The following is a 16,835-nucleotide window of genomic DNA, read 5'->3' as shown; positions in this document are numbered from 1 at the left end:
GACGAGGGCGACACTAGCTGGTGCCACGCGCGTGCTCCGAGCAGGGGAGCAGTGGGCGCGGTGCCTGTGTCGCTGCCGGCGCGTCAGACGGTCGGCCTCTGCACGGAGGTCGGCTCGGTGGTGAGCAGCGTCGTGATCTCGTCGGCGAGGTGCGGGCCGAGCTCGCCCCAGCCGCCCTTGTAGCCGTAGACGCCGGCCAGGGTGCGGGCCTCGTAGTCGCCGTTCATGATCTCGATGTCGGTGGCCGTGATGAGCGCCGGGTGGGCGACGCCGACGGCCGCCGAGACCTTCATCAGCTCCTTGCGCAGGGTGCGCAGGTAGACAGCGGCTCGGGTGGCCTTCGAGGTCGGGTCGAGGCCACGGGCCAGCCACGGGTTCTGGGTGGCGATGCCGGTGGGGCACTTGTCGGTGTGGCACTTCTGTGCCTGGATGCAGCCGATCGACAGCATCGCCTCACGGGCCACGTTGATCATGTCGACACCCAGCGCGAAGGCGACCGCGGCGTTCTCGGGCAGGCCGAGCTTGCCGGAGCCGATGAAGGTCAGGTCATCGGTCAGCCCCAGTTCGGCGAAGGCACCGTAGACCCGGGAGAAGCCCATCCGGAAGGGCAGCGACACCGAGTCGGAGAAGGTCAGCGGCGCCGCCCCGGTGCCGCCCTCGCCGCCATCGATGGTCACGAAGTCGACACCACGGTCACCACGCGCCATCAGCGTGGCCAGCTCCTGCCAGAACTCCATCTCGCCCACCGCGCTCTTGATCCCGACCGGCAGACCGGTCTCGGTGGCGAGCAGTTCGACGAAGTCGAGCATCGAGTCGACGTCGCTGAACGCGGTGTGCCGCGACGGGGAGGCACAGTCCTTGCCGGCCGGGATGCCGCGGATCTCGGCGATCTCCGGGGTCACCTTCGCGCCCGGCAGCATCCCGCCCAGCCCCGGCTTGGCGCCCTGGGAGAGCTTGATCTCTATCGCCTTGACCGGGGCGCCGGCGACCACGTCCTTGAGCTTGTCGATGTTGAAGCTGCCGTCCTCGTTGCGGCAGCCGAAGTAGGACGTACCGATCTGGAGGACGAGGTCGCCGCCGTTGCGGTGGTACGGCGAGAGGCCGCCCTCGCCCGTGTTCTGCATCGTGCCCGCCAGCGCCGCCCCTTCGTTGAGCGCCGTGATCGCCGCGCCGGAGAGCGATCCGAAGCTCATCGCCGAGATGTTCACCACGCTCGCCGGTCGGAACGCCTTGGCGCGCCCGCGCGGCCCGCCCAGCACCTTGGCCGAGGGCAGTGGGGCCTGCGGGTCGTGCGCGTCGGGCAGCGGGCCGGCGAACGTGCGCTGCTTCAGGTACGCGTGCCCCTGCATGTGCTCGACGTCGTTGTCGGTTCCGAACCCGAAGTAGTTGTTCTCCCCCTTCGCCGACGCGTAGATCCAGGTGCGCTGGTCACGGCTGAAGGGGCGCTCCTCGTCATTGGAGGTCACTATGTACTGGCGGAGCTCCGGCCCGATCGTCTCCAACAGGTACCGCGCGTGCCCGATCACCGGGAAGTTCCGGAGCAATGCGTGCTTCTTCTGGACAAGGTCACGAGCGGCCACGAGTGCCAATGCTGTTGCGGTGGCCGTGGCGATGCTCCGGGCGCGCATGAACGGTCCTCTCCTCGATGCTCGACTCCACTGCCATGCGGTGGAGTCGTCGTGTCGTGTCGGGCGTTGGGCGGCGGGCACGGCCCAGCGGGCGTCAGCGCCGTCGGAGAACGCGAAGCGATATTAGGGGCTCGCTCGGACAGCTGCGGGGGCAGGGTCGTCGGGTGGGGTGGTCGGGTGGGGTGGTCGTCCCTGCGGTGGTGGTCCAGGCGCGTCGGAACGGGCTACGTACGGTGAGGACCGCATCCGAGGGGGCGAAGAAGGAGTTGATGACGCTGGGGCGGCGTTCGTAGCAGCTGCGAGCCGGTAGAAGGCGTTCGGACAAGGGGGCGTGACCAGTACAGGGAAACGTCCCGGCGAGCACAGGCAGCAGGGGCGACCACACCGCGATCAGCCGGACCGAACGCGCCGGCACACCCACCATTGCCCAACTTCGCGTGCAGGAGTCGCGGTTCACTTGGACCTGGGCGGGATGCCGCGGTCGACATCGAACCCGGAAGCTGACGACCGTCTCTACCGGCGGGCCCCGGACTCCCCGGCCGCGCGGCCGCCATCGCGCACCGCTCTGAGCTGCGCCTGACGCGGAACCATGTCACCCGGCGCCCTCCGGCCCTACGGAGGGCGCCGTCGCGTCGCGGGGCTGCCGGGCCCGTCCGGGCGCACGGGAAGCCGGTTCGCTCACCAGCCGTCCTCCACCGCGGTGTTCAGCTGCTGGCCGGCGATGGGAACACGGCCGCGGTGTGGGACGTGGCAGGCGTGGCGCGGAGCAGGTAGCCGGAGAACCAGGTGGGGAAGGCCCGTCGTAGCGTGCTCGGTCCGGTCAGAGTGACCGCTCCTGAGCGCAGGAGCGGGGCCCATGGGGTCTCACCGAGCCAGTAGCGGGTCAGCGCCTCCAGGTCGGCGTCTACGCGCAAGGCCACCTCAAAGCCGCCGTCGTCAGTGCACAGGTCGATCTGCGGCCGGGCAATGTGCAGGAAGTACGGCCCGCCCTCGGTTCCGCGGAAGCGCAGTTCGACGATGGTCCGCCGCTCCGGCAGGTGCTCGGTCACGGTACGGCGGCGGATGTCCCACACGAGGACGTCGGGGTCAAGGTGTTCGGGCCGCAGGCCGCGCCGGTCTGCCCGTATCCACTCATGCAGCCCACGGTAGCGGTCCAGAATCCGTACTTGCCGTGGCGTGGAAGCGATCTAGCGTTACTGCCATGAGCAGCGAAAACACCGAATCCACCGCTCCTTCCGGCCTGGACTTCCTGCGTTCGATCATCGAGGGCCGTACGCCGCAGGCACCCATCGCACACGCTCGGCTTCACGCTCGTCGGCGCCGAGGCCCAGGTGGTCGGCGTCGACGACGGGAAGGTGTACGCACACGCCACCACCACGTGCGCGATCTTCCCCATCCAGTGAGAGCGGCTCCACGAGTGAGGGCCCGAGACGGCCCGATCCGTCGCCGACCACCACCACATGCCCCGAACCACCGTGATCGGCGCCCGCCCGGCGGCGTACGCGCCGCCGGGCGGGCGCCGGAGGTGTCCTTGGCGAGCAGCCCGGTCAGCCGTACATCGCCACGCGGTAGAGAGCCGCAAGCGCGTCGTCGATGGGATGGGGCTGCGGCTTGCCCGAGGAGTCGAGCCTGTTCCACCTCTGCAGGTTCACCGCGACGGACATCTGCCGATTGCCGTCGGCACTGGTCATGGCCAGCGCTCCAGCACCCCAGACCGTGCCGCCATGGCCCCAGAAGGTGCCCTGACCGGGAGCCTCCATCGGGTGCAGGCCGAGGCCGTAGTCGATCGTTCTTCCCTCCTGGGAGACGACCGGGACGGTGCGTTGCATCTGCGCCAGCGACGACGGGCTGACGATCTCGCCGGCGAGCAGCCTGCCGAAGAAGCGGTTGAGGTCCGTGACGGTCGATATCAGCGAGGCCGTCGGCCCGACCCAGGACATGTCGTAGACGCTGTAGTCGCGCGGCGGGTCGATCATGCCGAACCACGCCTCGTAGATCTGCGAGTGCGGCCCGTCGACGCACAGTCCGGTGGGGAATCCCGTGTCCTGCAGCCCGGCACGTTCGATGACGTTCCGGGTGATGTACTGCTCGGCCGTGGTGCCGGCCACCTCCTCCAGGAGTTGGCCGAGGAGCAGGTAGTTGGTGTTGGAGTACACCCCCGGCGTACCGCCCGGGGCGCCGACGGCAGGTGCGGTGACCCCCATCTCGATCAGTTCGGTGGGGTCGAACCGCGTGTACCGGTGGTCCTCCAGGCTCTGGGGGCGGGTGTCCGCGATGACCGGGTACGCCTTGAGGGAGGCGTAGGCGTACGGGAGGTACTCGGGGAAGCCGCTGGTGTGGTTCATCAACATCCGGACCGTGATCGCGTCACCGCGTTCTCCGGGAACCCGCCGCGGAAGGTACCTGCCGATCGGCAGGTCGAGACCGATCTGACCGCTCTCGACCTGCTGCAGAACCGCGGCGGCGGTGAAGGTCTTGGTGATGCTGCCGACGCGGTGCCGCATGTCGGCGGTGACGGGGCGGCCGGTGGCGACATCGGCGACCCCGGCGGCGCCGCGCCAGACCTGGTCGCCGTCACGCACCTCGGCGAACAGGCCCGGCATACCGGCGCGGTGGACGTTTTCCATGGCGGCGTTCAGCTCCGCGGGATCCAGCGGGTTCCTCACGACATGCGTCCTTTCGTAGTCCCCGGGGCGAGCTGCACACCGGCCGCCCGACCCGGGTAACAGGGCACGAGTAGCACGCCGGCCCGCCTACTGCCGGGCCGCTCGGCACTCCCATGCCCTCATTATGCACGCGGTGCGTGCAACACCAAGTGCATAAGTTAGACTGCGTACCGGCGAGAGGGGTGAGATGGCAGGCAGAAGGCGCTGGTCGACCGAGGAGATCCTGGATGCGGCGGCGGAGCTGTTGCGCACGAGCGACGCCGAGTCGTTCAGCGTGCGCAAGCTCGCCGCGGCACTCGGGACCGATTCCTCCAGCCTCTACCGACACTTCCGCAGCAAGACCGAACTGCTGCGCGCGGTCGCCGACCGGATCCTGCTGGCCGCCATGGACGGCCACCGCCCCGAGGGCGACTGGAAGCAGCGCATCACGGCCCTGGCTCTACGCCTGAGAGAAGCCTTCGGCCAGCAGCCCCAGCTCGCCGCGGTCTGGGGACGCTACGCGTCAAGCGGCACCGGTTCCCGGCTGGTCATGGAGGAGGTGCTGCAGGCCCTACGCGCGTCGGGACTGCCCGACGAGGAGATCCCGGCGCGCTACCACCGGATCGCGATCCTCATCGCCGCGTTGATCGCCTCCGAGGCCGGGGTCAGCACGATCACCCTCGAAGAGTACGAACAGGGCATGGAGCTGTTCCGCGTCGCGGTACTCGGCGCCGACCCCGAACGCTTCCCCGCCCTGGCCCACTTCGCCCGCGACGTACGCCCCCTCGGGGCGGACCGCCGCGCCGCGTTCGAGGAGATCCTCGCCGCCCAACTCGCCCACATCGAGGCCGCGATCCGCCCGAGCTAGCCGACTGGCTCGGGAGTGTCTCAGATCCTGCGGGGGCACCGCTGAGGCCGGCCCGGAGGCGAAGCGGCGGCGGCAGTCGTCGCCGAGCGCGGTTGCGTGTGGCTCCGGCTACTCGCCGGTGACACCGTCGGCAAGCTCCCGGACGATGTCGAGTTGCCCGACGTGCCTCGCGTACTCCTGGAGCAAATGGAACAGAACCCAGACCAGCGTCGGCCGCTCCTCCTCGGGCGGGACCCGGCCCCCGAGCGTGGCCATCCGGTCCTCCAGCCGCGCGCCGGCGACGATCGTGCGGGACCGCTCGCACTGGGCGCGGAAGAACGCCGTCACATCCTCGACGGTCTCACCCGCCTCGACACGCCATCTGCCGCCACGGGCTTCCATATCGCCCCACGGCTGTTCGACCTGCCGGCCGGCGAAGCCCCACTGCAACCAGCGCAGCTCCACATAGGCCAAATGCTTCAACAGCTCCAGCGGCGCCCAGCCGGAGGGCAGCCGACTGCCCCGCAGTTCCTCGTCGGTCAGGCCGCCCAGCTTGCGCAGCACGGCGTCACGGTAGAAATCCAGATAGCCCGCCAACAACTCGGCCGGGCAGGTGAGCGTGACATCGGGCTCTGCCGGGGGCTCGGCTTCAGCAGTCATGGCAAGTGATGTTAAGCGGACCCCACACACACGCCACCGCGAAGCGCCCCGCCCGTCGATTACCCGGTCAAGGATGCGAGCCGAGACACTAAAGGGAAGCGTCCGCAGGGCGGGGGGCGACCGTCTCCTGGCCGGCAGGCTGCCGGCGCCTGCACCGCCGCTACGAACGCAAGGCTGAGCGCTTTCTCGGCTTCGTCGGCATCGCCGCCGCTCTGATCAACTACCGCCGCCTCACACGCTGAACCGATGCGAACTGCCCGCAGTGACATGGGTGTTCACGGCTGGGCAGCCATGCGGCTGGTGGAGCAGCGCCGTCAGCGGCGGCAAGTGGACCGAGACCTCAGTCAGACAGTCCCCAGAAAGAGCCGTGCAGGCCGACCTCCGCGAAGTAGGCGGTGGCGGAGGTGAGGTCGCGGCGCGTGTAGCCCGGACTCCGCAACGGCACTGTCTGTTCCTCGACGGATTGCTGTTACACGACTGCCGGACTGTCGTGAAGGGGGGAGCAATATCCTTTTTGCGCTATGGGTGCCTACCTACCGCCTCGATGACTGGGAGTGACCAGCAGATGCCTTGCCCTTCGTCGGCCCCCAAGGGGCGTGGCCAGCGGGCGCTGCCGGTTCTGGGTCTGGCCTTGATGTCCGGCCTGCTGCTGAGCGGTTGCGCGGGGACTGGTGAGCCCCGGAGTGCGGGCCCCACGTCGGTTGCGTCGGCACCCAAGCGGCTGTGGACTCCCAGGCCGACCCCGGCGCCCCTCGACAAGCCCAACTCCAAGGTCAATGACGGACTGCCGGCACCGCTTCCAGCCGTGCCGCGCGTGCCGTCCGGTGACATGCACCGGGTCTCGGCGCTTGCCGTCGCCAAGGCCCAGGCCGCCAGGTCGACCACTCCCCTCGATGAGGAAGGCACCACGCAGAAGATCGGGGACTGCACGACCGCCCGGCAGGAGCCGTGCCCCGTGCAGACACCGGAGTACCGGGACATGAACGGCGACGGCAAGGACGAACTGCTGCTCGGCATCGCGTCGGGACGGTCCAAGACCTTCGTGCACCTGTGGGCTTTCACCGTCAAGGACGGGCGGGTCACCCTGATCATGGACGAAGACACCCGCCCCGTATCGGTGGAGTTGTCGGACCACGATGTGATCGTGCGGGAGCCGGCCGACAGTGGCTATGACGTCCGCCGGGTCTACTCGTGGGACAGATCGGAACAGGCCATGCAGGAGCGGGTCTTCGAGTACGTCGAGTCGAGCTCCAGGAAGTAGACCGATCCAGGCACGCGACATCGGACAGGATCCCCCGCGGCGTCTGCAGCGCCGTGCGCGCGCATCGCACACTCTCCCGACGCCGAGCCATCCCCCCTCCCCCGCGTTCGGTGTCCCACCACAGTCAGGAAGCGGCTGGCGCCGCGAGCTTCTCGTTGCGTACCGGACGCCGGAGCGGCCTCCGGGGTGAGCTACTCACCGAAGAAGCCGGCCTGCTTCTCAGCTCGCCATTCGGGGGCGAGGATCGCCCAGATCTGCTTGTCGTGGCGGGCGCCTGCGTAGGGCCAGGATTCGCGCCGTACGCCCTCCAGCGTCATGCCGAGTCGCTTGGCCACCGCCGAGCTTCGGTCGTTGTCGGACCGGCAGTGCCACTCGGCGCGGTGCAGCCCCCGGCAGGTGAACGCCCAGTCCAGCAGGGCGCGGCATGCCTGGGTCACCAGGCCGTGGCCCTCGGCGGCCGGCTCCAGCCAGCACCCGATCTCGCACGAGCCCGAGGCGGCGCTGAAGTCCGTGAACATCACGCCGCCGACCAGTGCGCCGTCGAGCCGGATGCCGTACAGGCGGGCGCCGTCGGCGGCCTGCCGTTCGGCGTACCGCCGCAGCGTGGCCCGTGCTCCGTCGAGGTCGTCGGTGACGAACCCCGGCCCGACCCACGGTCGGATGTGCTCGCGGGCCCGTTCCAGGTGGCCGGCGAACTCCTCGGCGTGCCATATCTCCAGCGGCTCGAGGCCGGCGTTGTCCCGCAGCGGGAGGGCGAACATGATGACCCCATTCACGTAACAAGCGTTATGACTATGTAGGGTAGCAGCATGCCACGCACCAAGGGGGACCACGAGGCCCGTCGTCGCGACGTCTCCGAGGCGGTCTGGCGGGTGTTGGCCGCACACGGCTTCGGCGGGCTGACCCTGCGCGCCGTCGCCGCCGAACTCGGCGCCACCACCGGCCTGCTCACCCATTACTTCCCCGCCAAGCGCGACCTGGTCGCGCACGCGCTCGACCTGCTCGAAGAGCGCAGCGCCTCCCGCCCCCGGCGCGCTGCCGGGTCGGGCCTGTCCGCCGTCCGGGCTGCCCTGCTCGACGTCCTGCCGCTGAACGCCGAGGCCACCGACGCCAACCGGATCTGGGTGTCCTCCTGGGATGTCGCCCTCGCCGACTCCGCCCTGAGCGGCGACCACGCCCGCAGGTACGCGCAGAGCCGCGACAGGCTGAGCGATCTGATCGCCGCTGCCCAGCGGCTGGGCGAACTGCCCGCCGGAGACCCGGCACGCATCGCGGCCGGCGCCCAGGCCTTCGTGCTCGGGCTGGTGGTGCAGACCCTGTTCGACCCCACGGCGTTCCCGGCCCAGCGCCAGGCGGAGCTCCTCGACGACTACCTGGCGTCGCTGACGTCCCCGCCCGCACCGCACGGCGAGGGCACGGACCCGTCCTGACGACCACGCCTGCGCATCGGCCGGTGGATCCGGCCTACCCGGCCCGCCCCTTGCTCCACAGCCACGGGTGATAGTGCGTGCGCCCCAGCACGTCCCCGCTGTGTGCGGCCGCCGCGAAGCCCGCCACCGGTGTGGAAAGGAGGGTGAGCAGCATCGGCGCATAACCTCCGTCGGTGGCGACTGCCACCACGACGGTTTCGCCCAGGAACACCGTGCTCGCGACCGCTCCGGCAAGCAGTCCCCGCAGCGGGGACCGCGCGGCGAGCCACTCGGGCGACAGCGCGAGTACGCCACCGGTCACCGCACCGGCCAGGACGCCGACCGCCATGCTTCCGCCGACCGCGGTGATGCCGTGCACCAGGCTTGCCAGGGCGCCTCGGTGCGGTCCGGTGATGAGCCAGCCCACGACGGAAACGATCCATACGGAGCCAAAGATGATCGTCGGCACCAGTCCGATGCGCACACCGAGCCGCACACCTCGGCGGACCACCTGTCCGAACGCCACGTGTCCTCCCGAGACCTGGCCGCTGCGCGCCCTCGGCGATCGCTTCGGCGTCACGGTACGTCACGCCTGGTGGGCGTCCGGCGATGGGGTCGGCGAGCCACAAGGGGCGGTGCGGCACGCGGCGGGTCAGTCGTGTGCGGCCGGCGCCGGGGAGTCGCCGGGCCGCGGCAGGACGGCACGTACCGACTCCGCGGAGCGCCCCAACACCGCGGTGCCGTCGTCCGCAGTGATGATCGGCCGCTGGATCAGGGTGGGGTGGCCGGCCAAGGCCTCGATCCACCGGGCGCGGTCGGCCGGTTCGCGCGGCCAGGTGGCGAGGTCCAGCTCGGCCGCGGCCGGTTCGCCGAGGCGTGTGATGTCCCACGGCTCGAGCTCCAGGCGCCGCAGGACGGTGTCGATCTCCTCCGCGGTCGGCGGTTCCTCCAGGTAGTACCGGACCGTGTACCGGGCCTGTTCCGCGTCGAGCAGGGACAGCGCGGACCGGCACTTCGAGCAGGCAGGGTTGATCCAGATCTCCATCGGGCGGTTCTTTCGGTTCCTTACGGTGCGGCGGTGCGCGCCGTGGGTGTCAGGTGGTCAGCCCGGTCAGGGCGAGGAACTCGGCGCGGGAGCGGGCGTCGCTGCGCAGGGTGCCGAGGAGGGTCGAGGTGAGGGTGCTGGAGCCGGTGGCCTGGACTCCGCGCAAGGTCATGCAGGTGTGTTCGGCCTCGATGACGACACCCACGCCCTTGGGTTCCAGTTGGTTCCGCAGCCACTCGGCGACCTGTTTGGTGAGGCGTTCCTGGACCTGCGGGCGGCAGGCGAAGTGTTCGACGACGCGGGCCAGTTTCGACAGGCCCAGGATCCGGCGACCGGGCAGGTAGCCGACGTGGGCGGTGCCGACGAACGGCAGAAGATGGTGCTCGCACACCGAGCGGACCGGGATGCTGCGGGCCAGGACGAGTTCGTCGTAGCCCTCGTCGTTGGGGAAGGTGGTCAGGTCGAACGGGCGGGGGCTGAACAGCTCGGCGTAGGCACGGGCCATGCGCCCGGGGGTCCCCCGCAGACTCTCGCTCTTGGTGGAGATTCCGAGGGCCTGCAGGAACTGCCCGGCGGCGCGTTCGGCGGCGGCCAGGTCGACGCCGTCCGGCGTGTGGACGACGCGCAGCGCGGCCGGCGCCGGCTCCGGTATCTCCGGATCGCCGGGGACCAGGTGCGCGGCGGTGTGGGGACGGTGGGACATGTCAGCTGCCGCCGATGCCCAGGGCGGTGAGCAGGACCAGGAGGACGGTGGCAACGGCGAGGATGCCGTGCGCGGCGACCACCGCGACGGGGAAGTGCCGCTCGGCGGGCTCGGGTTGCGCACCCGCGGCGCCCGCGGTGGCGGTCCCGGCCCGGCGCACGGGGAGCCAACGGGCCAGCATCGTGAAGCCGAGCAGGGCGACGGGCACGAGCAGCCCGAAGGCGGTCCAGGCCAGTGCGTCCCTGTCGGTGATCAGGTAGGCGATCCAGACGATTAGGCCGATCACGGCGAGCGCGAAGTGGCCGAAGACGACCGGGACGGGCAGCCGGCTGCTGCCGCCCTTGGCGCCTCCGCGGGAGAGCCAGGCGCCGAGCAGGTAGAAACCGCCGAGCGCGGTGATCACCCAGGTGATCAGTGCGGCGATGTCCATGAGGACTCCTTGTCGGAAGGGGGATCCCGGCACGGCAGCGGCTGCGCGCGACCTCTGCCGGGCGGTCGTGGGACGGGGCGGCCGGTTGTGGCCGCGGGGTCGTGGGGCCGGGCGGTCGATCGTGGCCGCGGGGCCGGACGGTCGGTCGTGCGGTCGTTGCCGCGGGGGCGTGGTCAGTCGGCTGAACGGCCCGGACGGCCACGGACGGGGGCGAAGCCCTCGGCCTGGGCGGCCTCGTCCGCGACACGGACTCCGTAGCGGTAGGCGAGCTTCCCGCCCAGGTATCCCGAGACGGCCAACGCCGCCAGACTCACGGCGTTCAGTGCGAGCATCCCGGTGCTAGCGCCGCCCGGTGCCCCTCGTTCCGCGTACCGCCACAGGAAGTTCCCGGCGTACGCGGCGGTCACCAGCAGGTTCAGCGACATGTGGACGAGGGCGACGCGGAAGGCCCGGGTGCCGGGCGGGATCGCGAACAGGTCCAGGAAGCCGGGCATCGCCGCGGCCAGCGCCCCGATCACCCCGATAGCGATCAGCCACCTCGCGCCGGCGACCAGGGCGGCCGGGTCGTGCACCAGGCGGGACGCGACGTCGAGCACCAGGCTGCCCACCCACGCGCCGATCGGCACGGTGACCAGCATCGGATGGAAGGGATGCCCGTACGGACCGGCCAGCGCGGCGCTCACCGGCGCCTTGGCCCGCTCGGCCAGCGAATCGTCCATGTCCACCACCACCCTTAGTTTCACCAATAGATTTTGGTCTTATTCGGTGGAGTCGTCAAGGACGCAGCCCTACGCCACATCGAGTGAGAAGCTTCTGGTTTGACCTACAGAAATGCGCGTTATCCTGGAGAGGTGGCCTCCGACGCAACCCCGCAATCTCCGGCAGCCGACGCCATGATCGAGTCCGTCAGCGTCCTGGGCGAGGACTCGCGGCGGAAGATGTTCGCCTTCATCCGGCGCCAGCGCCGGCCCGTGACCCGGGACGAGGCGGCCGCCAGCGTGGGCATCTCCCGCAAGCTCGCCGCCTTCCACCTCGACAAACTCGTCGATGCCGGCCTGCTGCGCGCCCGCTACGCCTCCCCGACCGGGATCCGGAAGGTCGGCCGCCAGCCCAAGGTCTACGAACCCACCGACAACGACATCCGCGTCAGCATCCCCGACCGCCGCCACGAACTGCTCGCCGACCTCCTGCTGGAAGCCGTCCTGACCGAGGACGACAGCGAAACCACGCCGCACGCCGCCGTACGGACGGCCGGCCGGCGCGGCCGGGAACTGGGCGAGTCCGAACGCGAGCAGACCCGCCCCGGCCGGCTCGGCGCAGAACGCGGGCTGAACGCCTGTGAGCGGATGCTCGATCGGCACGGCTTCGAACCGGTCCGCGAAACCCCCACCCAGCTCCGGCTGCGCAACTGCCCCTTCCACCCCCTGGCGAGCAAAGCCCCCGACCTGGTCTGCGGGATGAACCACGCCTTCCTCGCCGGATACCTCGAAGGTCTGGAGATCAGCGGCGTGGAGGCCGTCCTGGCGCCCCGCCCGGGTGAGTGCTGCGTCCAGCTCGACGCCGGCAAGAAGTAGCGGCTCGCCGACCTGCCCCTCCGGCGAACTCACCCTGCAACGACGAGTTGGCGGCTATCAGCTGCCGACCGGCAGAAGGGAGTGAGCCGCGAGCCAGGCTTCTCCCGCCGTCGCTCGTCAGGCAGTTCACGTACCGCCGTCGTCGACGTCCCCGCGACAGCGGCCAAAAAGCCGGCACCCCTGCCGAACCGCCCGACCCGCGGCGAGATCCCCGCCTTCCTTCGCGACCGCAGGCGACGACGACCTGCAGCGGGCGGGCGCAGCACGGCCTGGCTGTTCCCGGTCCGCGGCCCGGGCATCCGATGGACCCGACTGCCCTTGTCCCGTAGGCCACTTGGTCGGTCTGCTGCCGTGTCCTGGGCTGCTCTTGATCGTTTGAAGCGGTGTGGGGATCAGCGCTGCCCGGCCTAGGGCGACAGGTCGGACGGTCGTGGGTGTCGTACTGGCCGTGCTCTGCGCCTGGGGTTGTGCGGCACATTCTCGGCCCGCGCTGCCCACGTCGGAGCATGGCCGCAGTGACCTGATCAAAACCGCTGAGCAGGTGTTGGTGGACCAGTGCTTGACGGCCCGTGGCGCCGTCGGCCCGCCTCCGCGGCAGGAAGTGCTCTTCGGCACCGGTCCGGCCGAGTTCTCAGTCACCCTCGCCACCGGTTACACCGTCCGGGCTCACGCGGACGGCTGTCTGGCCGAGGCGCACCGTTTCCTCTACGGCGACCTGGCTCGCTGGTTTCACGCGGAGGTCGTGGTGAACAATCTGCGGCCCGAGGCCGAAGCCCAACTCGGCAGGGACCCCGGGTACCGGCGGGCACTTGCCCACCGAGCCGCGTGCCCTGACGAAGACACCCGCTGTGTGCGGGCGAGCGGCTTGGACGAGATGCGGGCCCGGCTGGAACCGGCCCGGCTCGCCGATGTCCGGGCGGCGCACCGCGAGGACGTCATCACCTACGACCAGTTGCGCGATCGCGCCGTGCACCGCGCGGCCGAGCTGCTGGAAGACCCACCCACCCCCCACCGGAAAGGTCCGGATACCTCATGAAGAAGAGCCGACTGTTCACCTCGGCCGCCGCGGCGTTCCTCGTGCTCACCAGCAGCCTCGCCGCGGCCGGTCCGGCCGGCGCGGCCGACTGTCCCAGCGGCGAGTTCTGTGCCTGGGAGCACACCGACTACAAGGGGCAGCGTGCCAACTGGTCCGGTGACGACGGCTGGTGGGAGAGCTGGATCGCCGATGAGGACTCTTCCTGGGCCAACCACGGCATCTCTGGCCCCGGCGTCAAGGATCATGTGCAGGTCTACTCCCGGGCGCATCAGGGCGGACACATGACCATCTGCCTCGCCCCTGGCCAGGAGGTCAGCTACAACGGCGCGGCCAATGACAACGGCGACTCCCACACCTGGGCCATGAGCTGCTGAACCGGTCATGGCCGCGATCAGGGCGCCCCGCATCGGGTCGGGGCGTCCTCGCCCCCGGCCCGTGCAAGTAGCCGCCGGCCGAGGGTGAGTGATTCACGGGACACGGCCTAGCTGTATTGATCACGAGCGTTGTTAACAGCCTGCTCGACCAGCTCGGAGCCACCGGAGTTCCGACCCGGCGCGGCTGAGTCGCAGAGGCCTACACGACACCTCAACATGCGAACTCACCAGTCTCAGAGGCAGTGCCCGCCTGAAAGACCACCGTGCTTCCCCCTGCCACCATCAGGACCGTGACGGAGACACAGGCAGCGCTGTACGCCGCAGCGGTTGGCGCGCTCTCTGCGCTCGTAGTCGGGTGCATAGCCGGTTGGGCAGCGCTCCGGCAGGTGGCGAAGACCGCAGAAGCTCAGCGAAGACAAGCCGACTGGCAGCTTCGCAGCGAGGACTACGCCAACTTCGTCCGTGCCATGTTCCGCTTCCGCGCTTCCGTAGGCCACGCTGCGGAGGCCGCGCAGCTCTCTGCGGATCTCGCGAACGAGGTGCGCGCTCTCTACGGGGATCTCGCCAACGTCGCAGCAACGCTCAGTATGCGCATCGCCGCAGATCCCGTGATGGACGCCATGATGGGCCTGGTGAACTGCGCCTATGCTCTGCACTCACGGGTCACCGACCGCAGACAGCTGTACCTGCCCTCACGTGATGTCGCGATGGATCGATTGCTCGAACAATTCGAGGGCGCGGAACTGGCTGTACGCATTGCCTTTCGCGACGATCTGTGGGGAGGGAAGCCTCCGCGGCACAGCAGGCCCGCGCGCACTTCGACCGGTCCTTAGCGCGATGTGTCTTACCCCTCTAGACCTGCCGCGCCGCGTGATCTCTTCGGGCCGGGCCTCCCTGAGCCGGTGCTGGTCCTCCGCACACTCCTGCCGACACGTCTTCAGCTCCTCCGGGCGCCGCTGGCCACCGGAGCGCCGTACGAGCAGGAGTTGCCTGCTGTACCAGGCACTGGTCCGGCACACCGACGGCGGCGTCGCCGTCGTCTGCGGGCCGAGCTGGGCAACGGGCTCCGACGGGATCATCCTGCTCGAAGTCCAACCGGAGAACGGACGTCCCCAGCCCGCGACGAGCCTCCTCAGCCCCGGTGCCCGGCTGTCGTGACAACCGGCCGTTGTGGGGGCTGGATCAATCATCGCGCGGTCCCCGAGCCGGACCGTCGGCTTGTCGCCGTCCCGCCGCACGTGGTCGACGGTGAGGTGGCGGATGCTGTCGACGTGCTGGGCGTGGAGCAGGCCGGCGGCCCGGTCGGCGGTGAGAGTTCTTAGGCCGGCCCCGCGTACGTCACGGTCCTTCCTGGGCCGAGTTCGCGCGCGACGCGTTCGGCCAGCTCCTTGCCGCGACGGTCCAGTTCCCTTCGCCGGGCATCGTCCCTGTCCTCGTCACGCTCCTTCAAGTACAGCTCCATGTTGGCGTCGAAGTCCGCCGACCACCCGTACAGGTCGTCGATCAGCTCGTCCGACAGCCCAAGAGCGGCGGCCGGATCGTCCGGGGCGAAGTCTCCGACCCCTTCCGCACGGAGCGGAAACCACTTGTACTCGCCCTCGACGACGATGTGGAGAGGATGCGGCGGGTCGCCATGCGCGTCGAGGGTCCAGTGCAGGCGCCGGCATCATGGTCCATGCTGGTTCGCTCCTACGATGAAACCGTTGTCGCCCACCATGATGGCCTCGCCGGTTCAGCGGCCCGCCTACACAGCGCACGGCCCAACGCACCGGTATCGCCGTCGGGCCCCGGGCGCGCTTCGGCTTCGCCGCCGAGGGCCGGCAGGAGATCTACTTCGAGGACCGCGGCCGCCGCGCTGATGGGCTGCTGGTGGAGTTCACCGACTCGACTACGCGGAGTTCGACTTCTGAGCGGCCACTTCACTTGGCAGAGGAGTGTTTGAGTGTTGTGGCTGGGGGCTTCGGTCGGCCAGTTGAGAAAGGGTGGCGCGCGCCCACACCGTCCGCCCGGTCGGCCTCGCCGTCAGCGCTCTGTGTCATTATGCGGACGCGTCCCAGGGGAGTGGGCCGCGGCCTATTGATTGCCAGGGGGTTGGGGATGGGTGCGGGTACGGAGCCAGACGGCTCGTCCAGATCTGACGAGGAGTGGGAGCAGTTTCTGCGCGAGTCGGTGGCCGGTGCCGCCGACGCGCCCAAGGAGCCGTCGGCTCGGGCCCGCGAACTGGCGAAGCGGCTGCCCGAGGAGCCCCGTCGCGGCCCGGAGGGCTGGCGCAGCTACCCGCCCGCGCGGCCCAAGCGGCGCACGGGCTGGTACGCGGTCGGGTTGCTGGCCTCGCTGGCGCTGCTGGTGGTGGCGCTCGCGCCGGGGCGGATAGTGGACCTGTTCGCCGACGCTGACTCCCCGCCGCTGCCGGCCGAGACCGCCCGCCCGACCAAGGCGCCCCCGGCGGAGGCGGCCCAACGTCCCACCACGGACGAGCCGTTCCGCGGCTCGCCGGCGGCGAGCTGGGCGAGCGGATCGGCGGGGATCACCGTGCCGAAGGCCCGGGCAGTCGGCTGGATGAGCGCGGCCGAGGTCGAGCGGGCCCTCGCCCGCAGCCGGGACTTCCTCGTCGCGTCCGGCCTGGACCGCGGAGTGCTGCGGGGCGAGCGCCCCGAGAAGGCGATCGCGCTGATCAATCCGCACCAGAAGGACGTCCAAGACCTTCTGAAAACCGCATTCCTCACCCCGAGCGAGAAGAGCGACCCCCTCCTCCTCTTCAGCCGCTTCCAGCCCTCCCGCACACACCTGGTCGGCGACGTCGTGAAGACCCGGGGCCGGCTCACTTACCGGGAGGGCAAGCGCGGGGCGCTCCAGGTGACCGCCGACATCACCTTCGTCTATCCGGTCACCCGCGCGGACGAGGGCGGCGACGACGAGATCGTGCGCACGATCGTCCGGCGCGAGCTGGTCCTGAGCTGGGACGACCCCGACAAGGTGATCACCGAGCCGGGCACGTTCTCGATCGTCTCGTACAAGTACGACATGACCAACGGCGGCTGCGGTGCCCCCACGGGCTACTTCACCCCGCCCTTCGGCACGGACCGCCAGGCGGACGAGGACGGCACGGAGCTCGACCCGTACGACCGCAGCACGCCGGTCGGGCGGGGCGAGTCCTCTGGGGACGAGTGCGGGAGGGCGACGCGGTCCTAGGGGGTGTCCGCCCCAACACCGAGGGCGATAA

The 16,835-nt window shown here is 70.1% G+C and carries 20 protein-coding genes and 1 pseudogene; 10 read left to right on the top strand and 11 right to left on the bottom strand.

What is annotated here, in order from left to right:
• Positions 1-83 precede the first annotated feature (83 nt).
• The 3 genes from WAB15_RS35845 to WAB15_RS35835 form a co-directional block, all read right to left on the bottom strand.
• Entirely contained in the window at positions 84-1,628 is a 1,545-nt protein-coding gene (locus WAB15_RS35845) for an FMN-binding glutamate synthase family protein (RefSeq protein ID WP_399145514.1), read from the bottom strand.
• A 704-nt stretch (positions 1,629-2,332) separates the two neighbouring features.
• The gene (locus WAB15_RS35840; RefSeq protein ID WP_399145513.1) at positions 2,333-2,677 is read right to left on the bottom strand and encodes a hypothetical protein; all 345 of its coding nucleotides are present in this window, start codon (positions 2,675-2,677) and stop codon (positions 2,333-2,335) included.
• Positions 2,678-3,175: 498 nt separating this feature from the next.
• The gene (locus tag WAB15_RS35835; RefSeq protein WP_407288845.1) at positions 3,176-4,294 is read right to left on the bottom strand and encodes a serine hydrolase domain-containing protein; all 1,119 of its coding nucleotides are present in this window, start codon (positions 4,292-4,294) and stop codon (positions 3,176-3,178) included.
• 187 nt (positions 4,295-4,481) lie between these two features.
• On the opposite strand from WAB15_RS35835, the gene WAB15_RS35830 reads away from it, so the two are divergent.
• Positions 4,482-5,141: a TetR/AcrR family transcriptional regulator gene (locus tag WAB15_RS35830; protein WP_407288844.1), complete on the top strand. Its 660-nt coding sequence runs from the start codon at positions 4,482-4,484 to the stop codon at positions 5,139-5,141.
• A 108-nt stretch (positions 5,142-5,249) separates the two neighbouring features.
• On the opposite strand, the gene WAB15_RS35825 is transcribed toward WAB15_RS35830, so the two are convergent.
• The gene (locus WAB15_RS35825; RefSeq protein WP_407288843.1) at positions 5,250-5,780 is read right to left on the bottom strand and encodes a DinB family protein; all 531 of its coding nucleotides are present in this window, start codon (positions 5,778-5,780) and stop codon (positions 5,250-5,252) included.
• A gap of 119 nt (positions 5,781-5,899) precedes the next feature.
• Between WAB15_RS35825 and WAB15_RS35820 the strand changes: the two are divergent.
• Together WAB15_RS35820 and WAB15_RS35815 are read left to right on the top strand one after the other, a co-directional pair.
• Positions 5,900-6,022 (top strand): annotated as a pseudogene (locus WAB15_RS35820) (IS5/IS1182 family transposase); the annotation flags it as partial.
• A gap of 572 nt (positions 6,023-6,594) precedes the next feature.
• The gene (locus tag WAB15_RS35815; protein ID WP_399145506.1) at positions 6,595-7,041 is read left to right on the top strand and encodes a hypothetical protein; all 447 of its coding nucleotides are present in this window, start codon (positions 6,595-6,597) and stop codon (positions 7,039-7,041) included.
• Between the two features lie 191 nt (positions 7,042-7,232).
• Here the strand turns inward: WAB15_RS35815 and WAB15_RS35810 are convergent, their stop codons facing one another.
• Positions 7,233-7,802 (bottom strand): GNAT family N-acetyltransferase, encoded by a 570-nt coding sequence (locus WAB15_RS35810; protein WP_399145590.1) that lies wholly within the window; start codon positions 7,800-7,802, stop codon positions 7,233-7,235.
• Positions 7,803-7,850: 48 nt separating this feature from the next.
• Between WAB15_RS35810 and WAB15_RS35805 the strand changes: the two genes are divergently transcribed.
• Entirely contained in the window at positions 7,851-8,471 is a 621-nt protein-coding gene (locus tag WAB15_RS35805; protein WP_407288842.1) for a TetR/AcrR family transcriptional regulator, read from the top strand.
• Between the two features lie 34 nt (positions 8,472-8,505).
• Here the strand turns inward: WAB15_RS35805 and WAB15_RS35800 are convergent, their stop codons facing one another.
• The 5 genes from WAB15_RS35800 to WAB15_RS35780 all read right to left on the bottom strand — a co-directional run bounded on the left by WAB15_RS35800 (position 8,506) and on the right by WAB15_RS35780 (position 11,371).
• Entirely contained in the window at positions 8,506-8,934 is a 429-nt protein-coding gene (locus tag WAB15_RS35800) for a hypothetical protein (RefSeq protein WP_407288841.1), read from the bottom strand.
• Between the two features lie 168 nt (positions 8,935-9,102).
• A complete protein-coding gene (locus WAB15_RS35795; RefSeq protein WP_407288840.1) occupies positions 9,103-9,495 on the bottom strand; it encodes an ArsC/Spx/MgsR family protein in 393 nt (130 codons plus the stop codon).
• Between the two features lie 49 nt (positions 9,496-9,544).
• Positions 9,545-10,198, bottom strand: coding sequence for a GTP cyclohydrolase I FolE (folE, locus tag WAB15_RS35790; protein WP_407288839.1), 654 nt, complete (start codon positions 10,196-10,198; stop codon positions 9,545-9,547).
• A 1-nt stretch (position 10,199) separates the two neighbouring features.
• Entirely contained in the window at positions 10,200-10,628 is a 429-nt protein-coding gene (locus WAB15_RS35785; protein ID WP_407288838.1) for a hypothetical protein, read from the bottom strand.
• Positions 10,629-10,801: 173 nt separating this feature from the next.
• On the bottom strand, positions 10,802-11,371 hold the full coding sequence (locus tag WAB15_RS35780; RefSeq protein ID WP_407288837.1) for a DUF2231 domain-containing protein: 570 nt from the start codon (positions 11,369-11,371) through the stop codon (positions 10,802-10,804).
• A gap of 150 nt (positions 11,372-11,521) precedes the next feature.
• Here WAB15_RS35780 and WAB15_RS35775 point away from each other — a divergent pair, with 150 nt between their 5' ends.
• The 5 genes from WAB15_RS35775 (at position 11,522) to WAB15_RS35755 (ending at position 14,770) form a co-directional block, all read left to right on the top strand.
• Positions 11,522-12,202 (top strand): helix-turn-helix transcriptional regulator, encoded by a 681-nt coding sequence (locus tag WAB15_RS35775; RefSeq protein ID WP_407288836.1) that lies wholly within the window; start codon positions 11,522-11,524, stop codon positions 12,200-12,202.
• A 430-nt stretch (positions 12,203-12,632) separates the two neighbouring features.
• Positions 12,633-13,238 (top strand): hypothetical protein, encoded by a 606-nt coding sequence (locus tag WAB15_RS35770; protein ID WP_399145500.1) that lies wholly within the window; start codon positions 12,633-12,635, stop codon positions 13,236-13,238.
• Positions 13,235-13,612 (top strand): peptidase inhibitor family I36 protein, encoded by a 378-nt coding sequence (locus WAB15_RS35765; protein ID WP_407288835.1) that lies wholly within the window; start codon positions 13,235-13,237, stop codon positions 13,610-13,612. Before WAB15_RS35770 ends, WAB15_RS35765 begins: the two co-directional genes overlap by 4 nt.
• 290 nt (positions 13,613-13,902) lie before the next feature.
• Entirely contained in the window at positions 13,903-14,445 is a 543-nt protein-coding gene (locus tag WAB15_RS35760; RefSeq protein ID WP_407288834.1) for a hypothetical protein, read from the top strand.
• Positions 14,446-14,482: 37 nt separating this feature from the next.
• Positions 14,483-14,770 (top strand): hypothetical protein, encoded by a 288-nt coding sequence (locus tag WAB15_RS35755; protein ID WP_407288833.1) that lies wholly within the window; start codon positions 14,483-14,485, stop codon positions 14,768-14,770.
• A 160-nt stretch (positions 14,771-14,930) separates the two neighbouring features.
• On the opposite strand, the gene WAB15_RS35750 is transcribed toward WAB15_RS35755, so the two are convergent.
• Complete coding sequence (locus WAB15_RS35750) at positions 14,931-15,062, bottom strand: hypothetical protein (RefSeq protein ID WP_399145494.1); 132 nt, start codon at positions 15,060-15,062, stop codon at positions 14,931-14,933.
• A gap of 647 nt (positions 15,063-15,709) precedes the next feature.
• On the opposite strand from WAB15_RS35750, the gene WAB15_RS35745 reads away from it, so the two are divergent.
• Positions 15,710-16,804, top strand: a complete 1,095-nt coding sequence (locus tag WAB15_RS35745) for a hypothetical protein (protein WP_407288832.1) — start codon at positions 15,710-15,712, stop codon at positions 16,802-16,804.
• Positions 16,805-16,835: the final 31 nt, after the last annotated feature.

Source organism: Streptomyces sirii, assembly GCF_045690365.1.
In the GTDB taxonomy this organism is placed as follows: Bacteria; Actinomycetota; Actinomycetes; order Streptomycetales; family Streptomycetaceae; genus Streptomyces; species Streptomyces sirii.
Note: the sequence above shows the minus strand (reverse complement) of the source record. Positions and strands in the feature narration are given on the sequence as shown.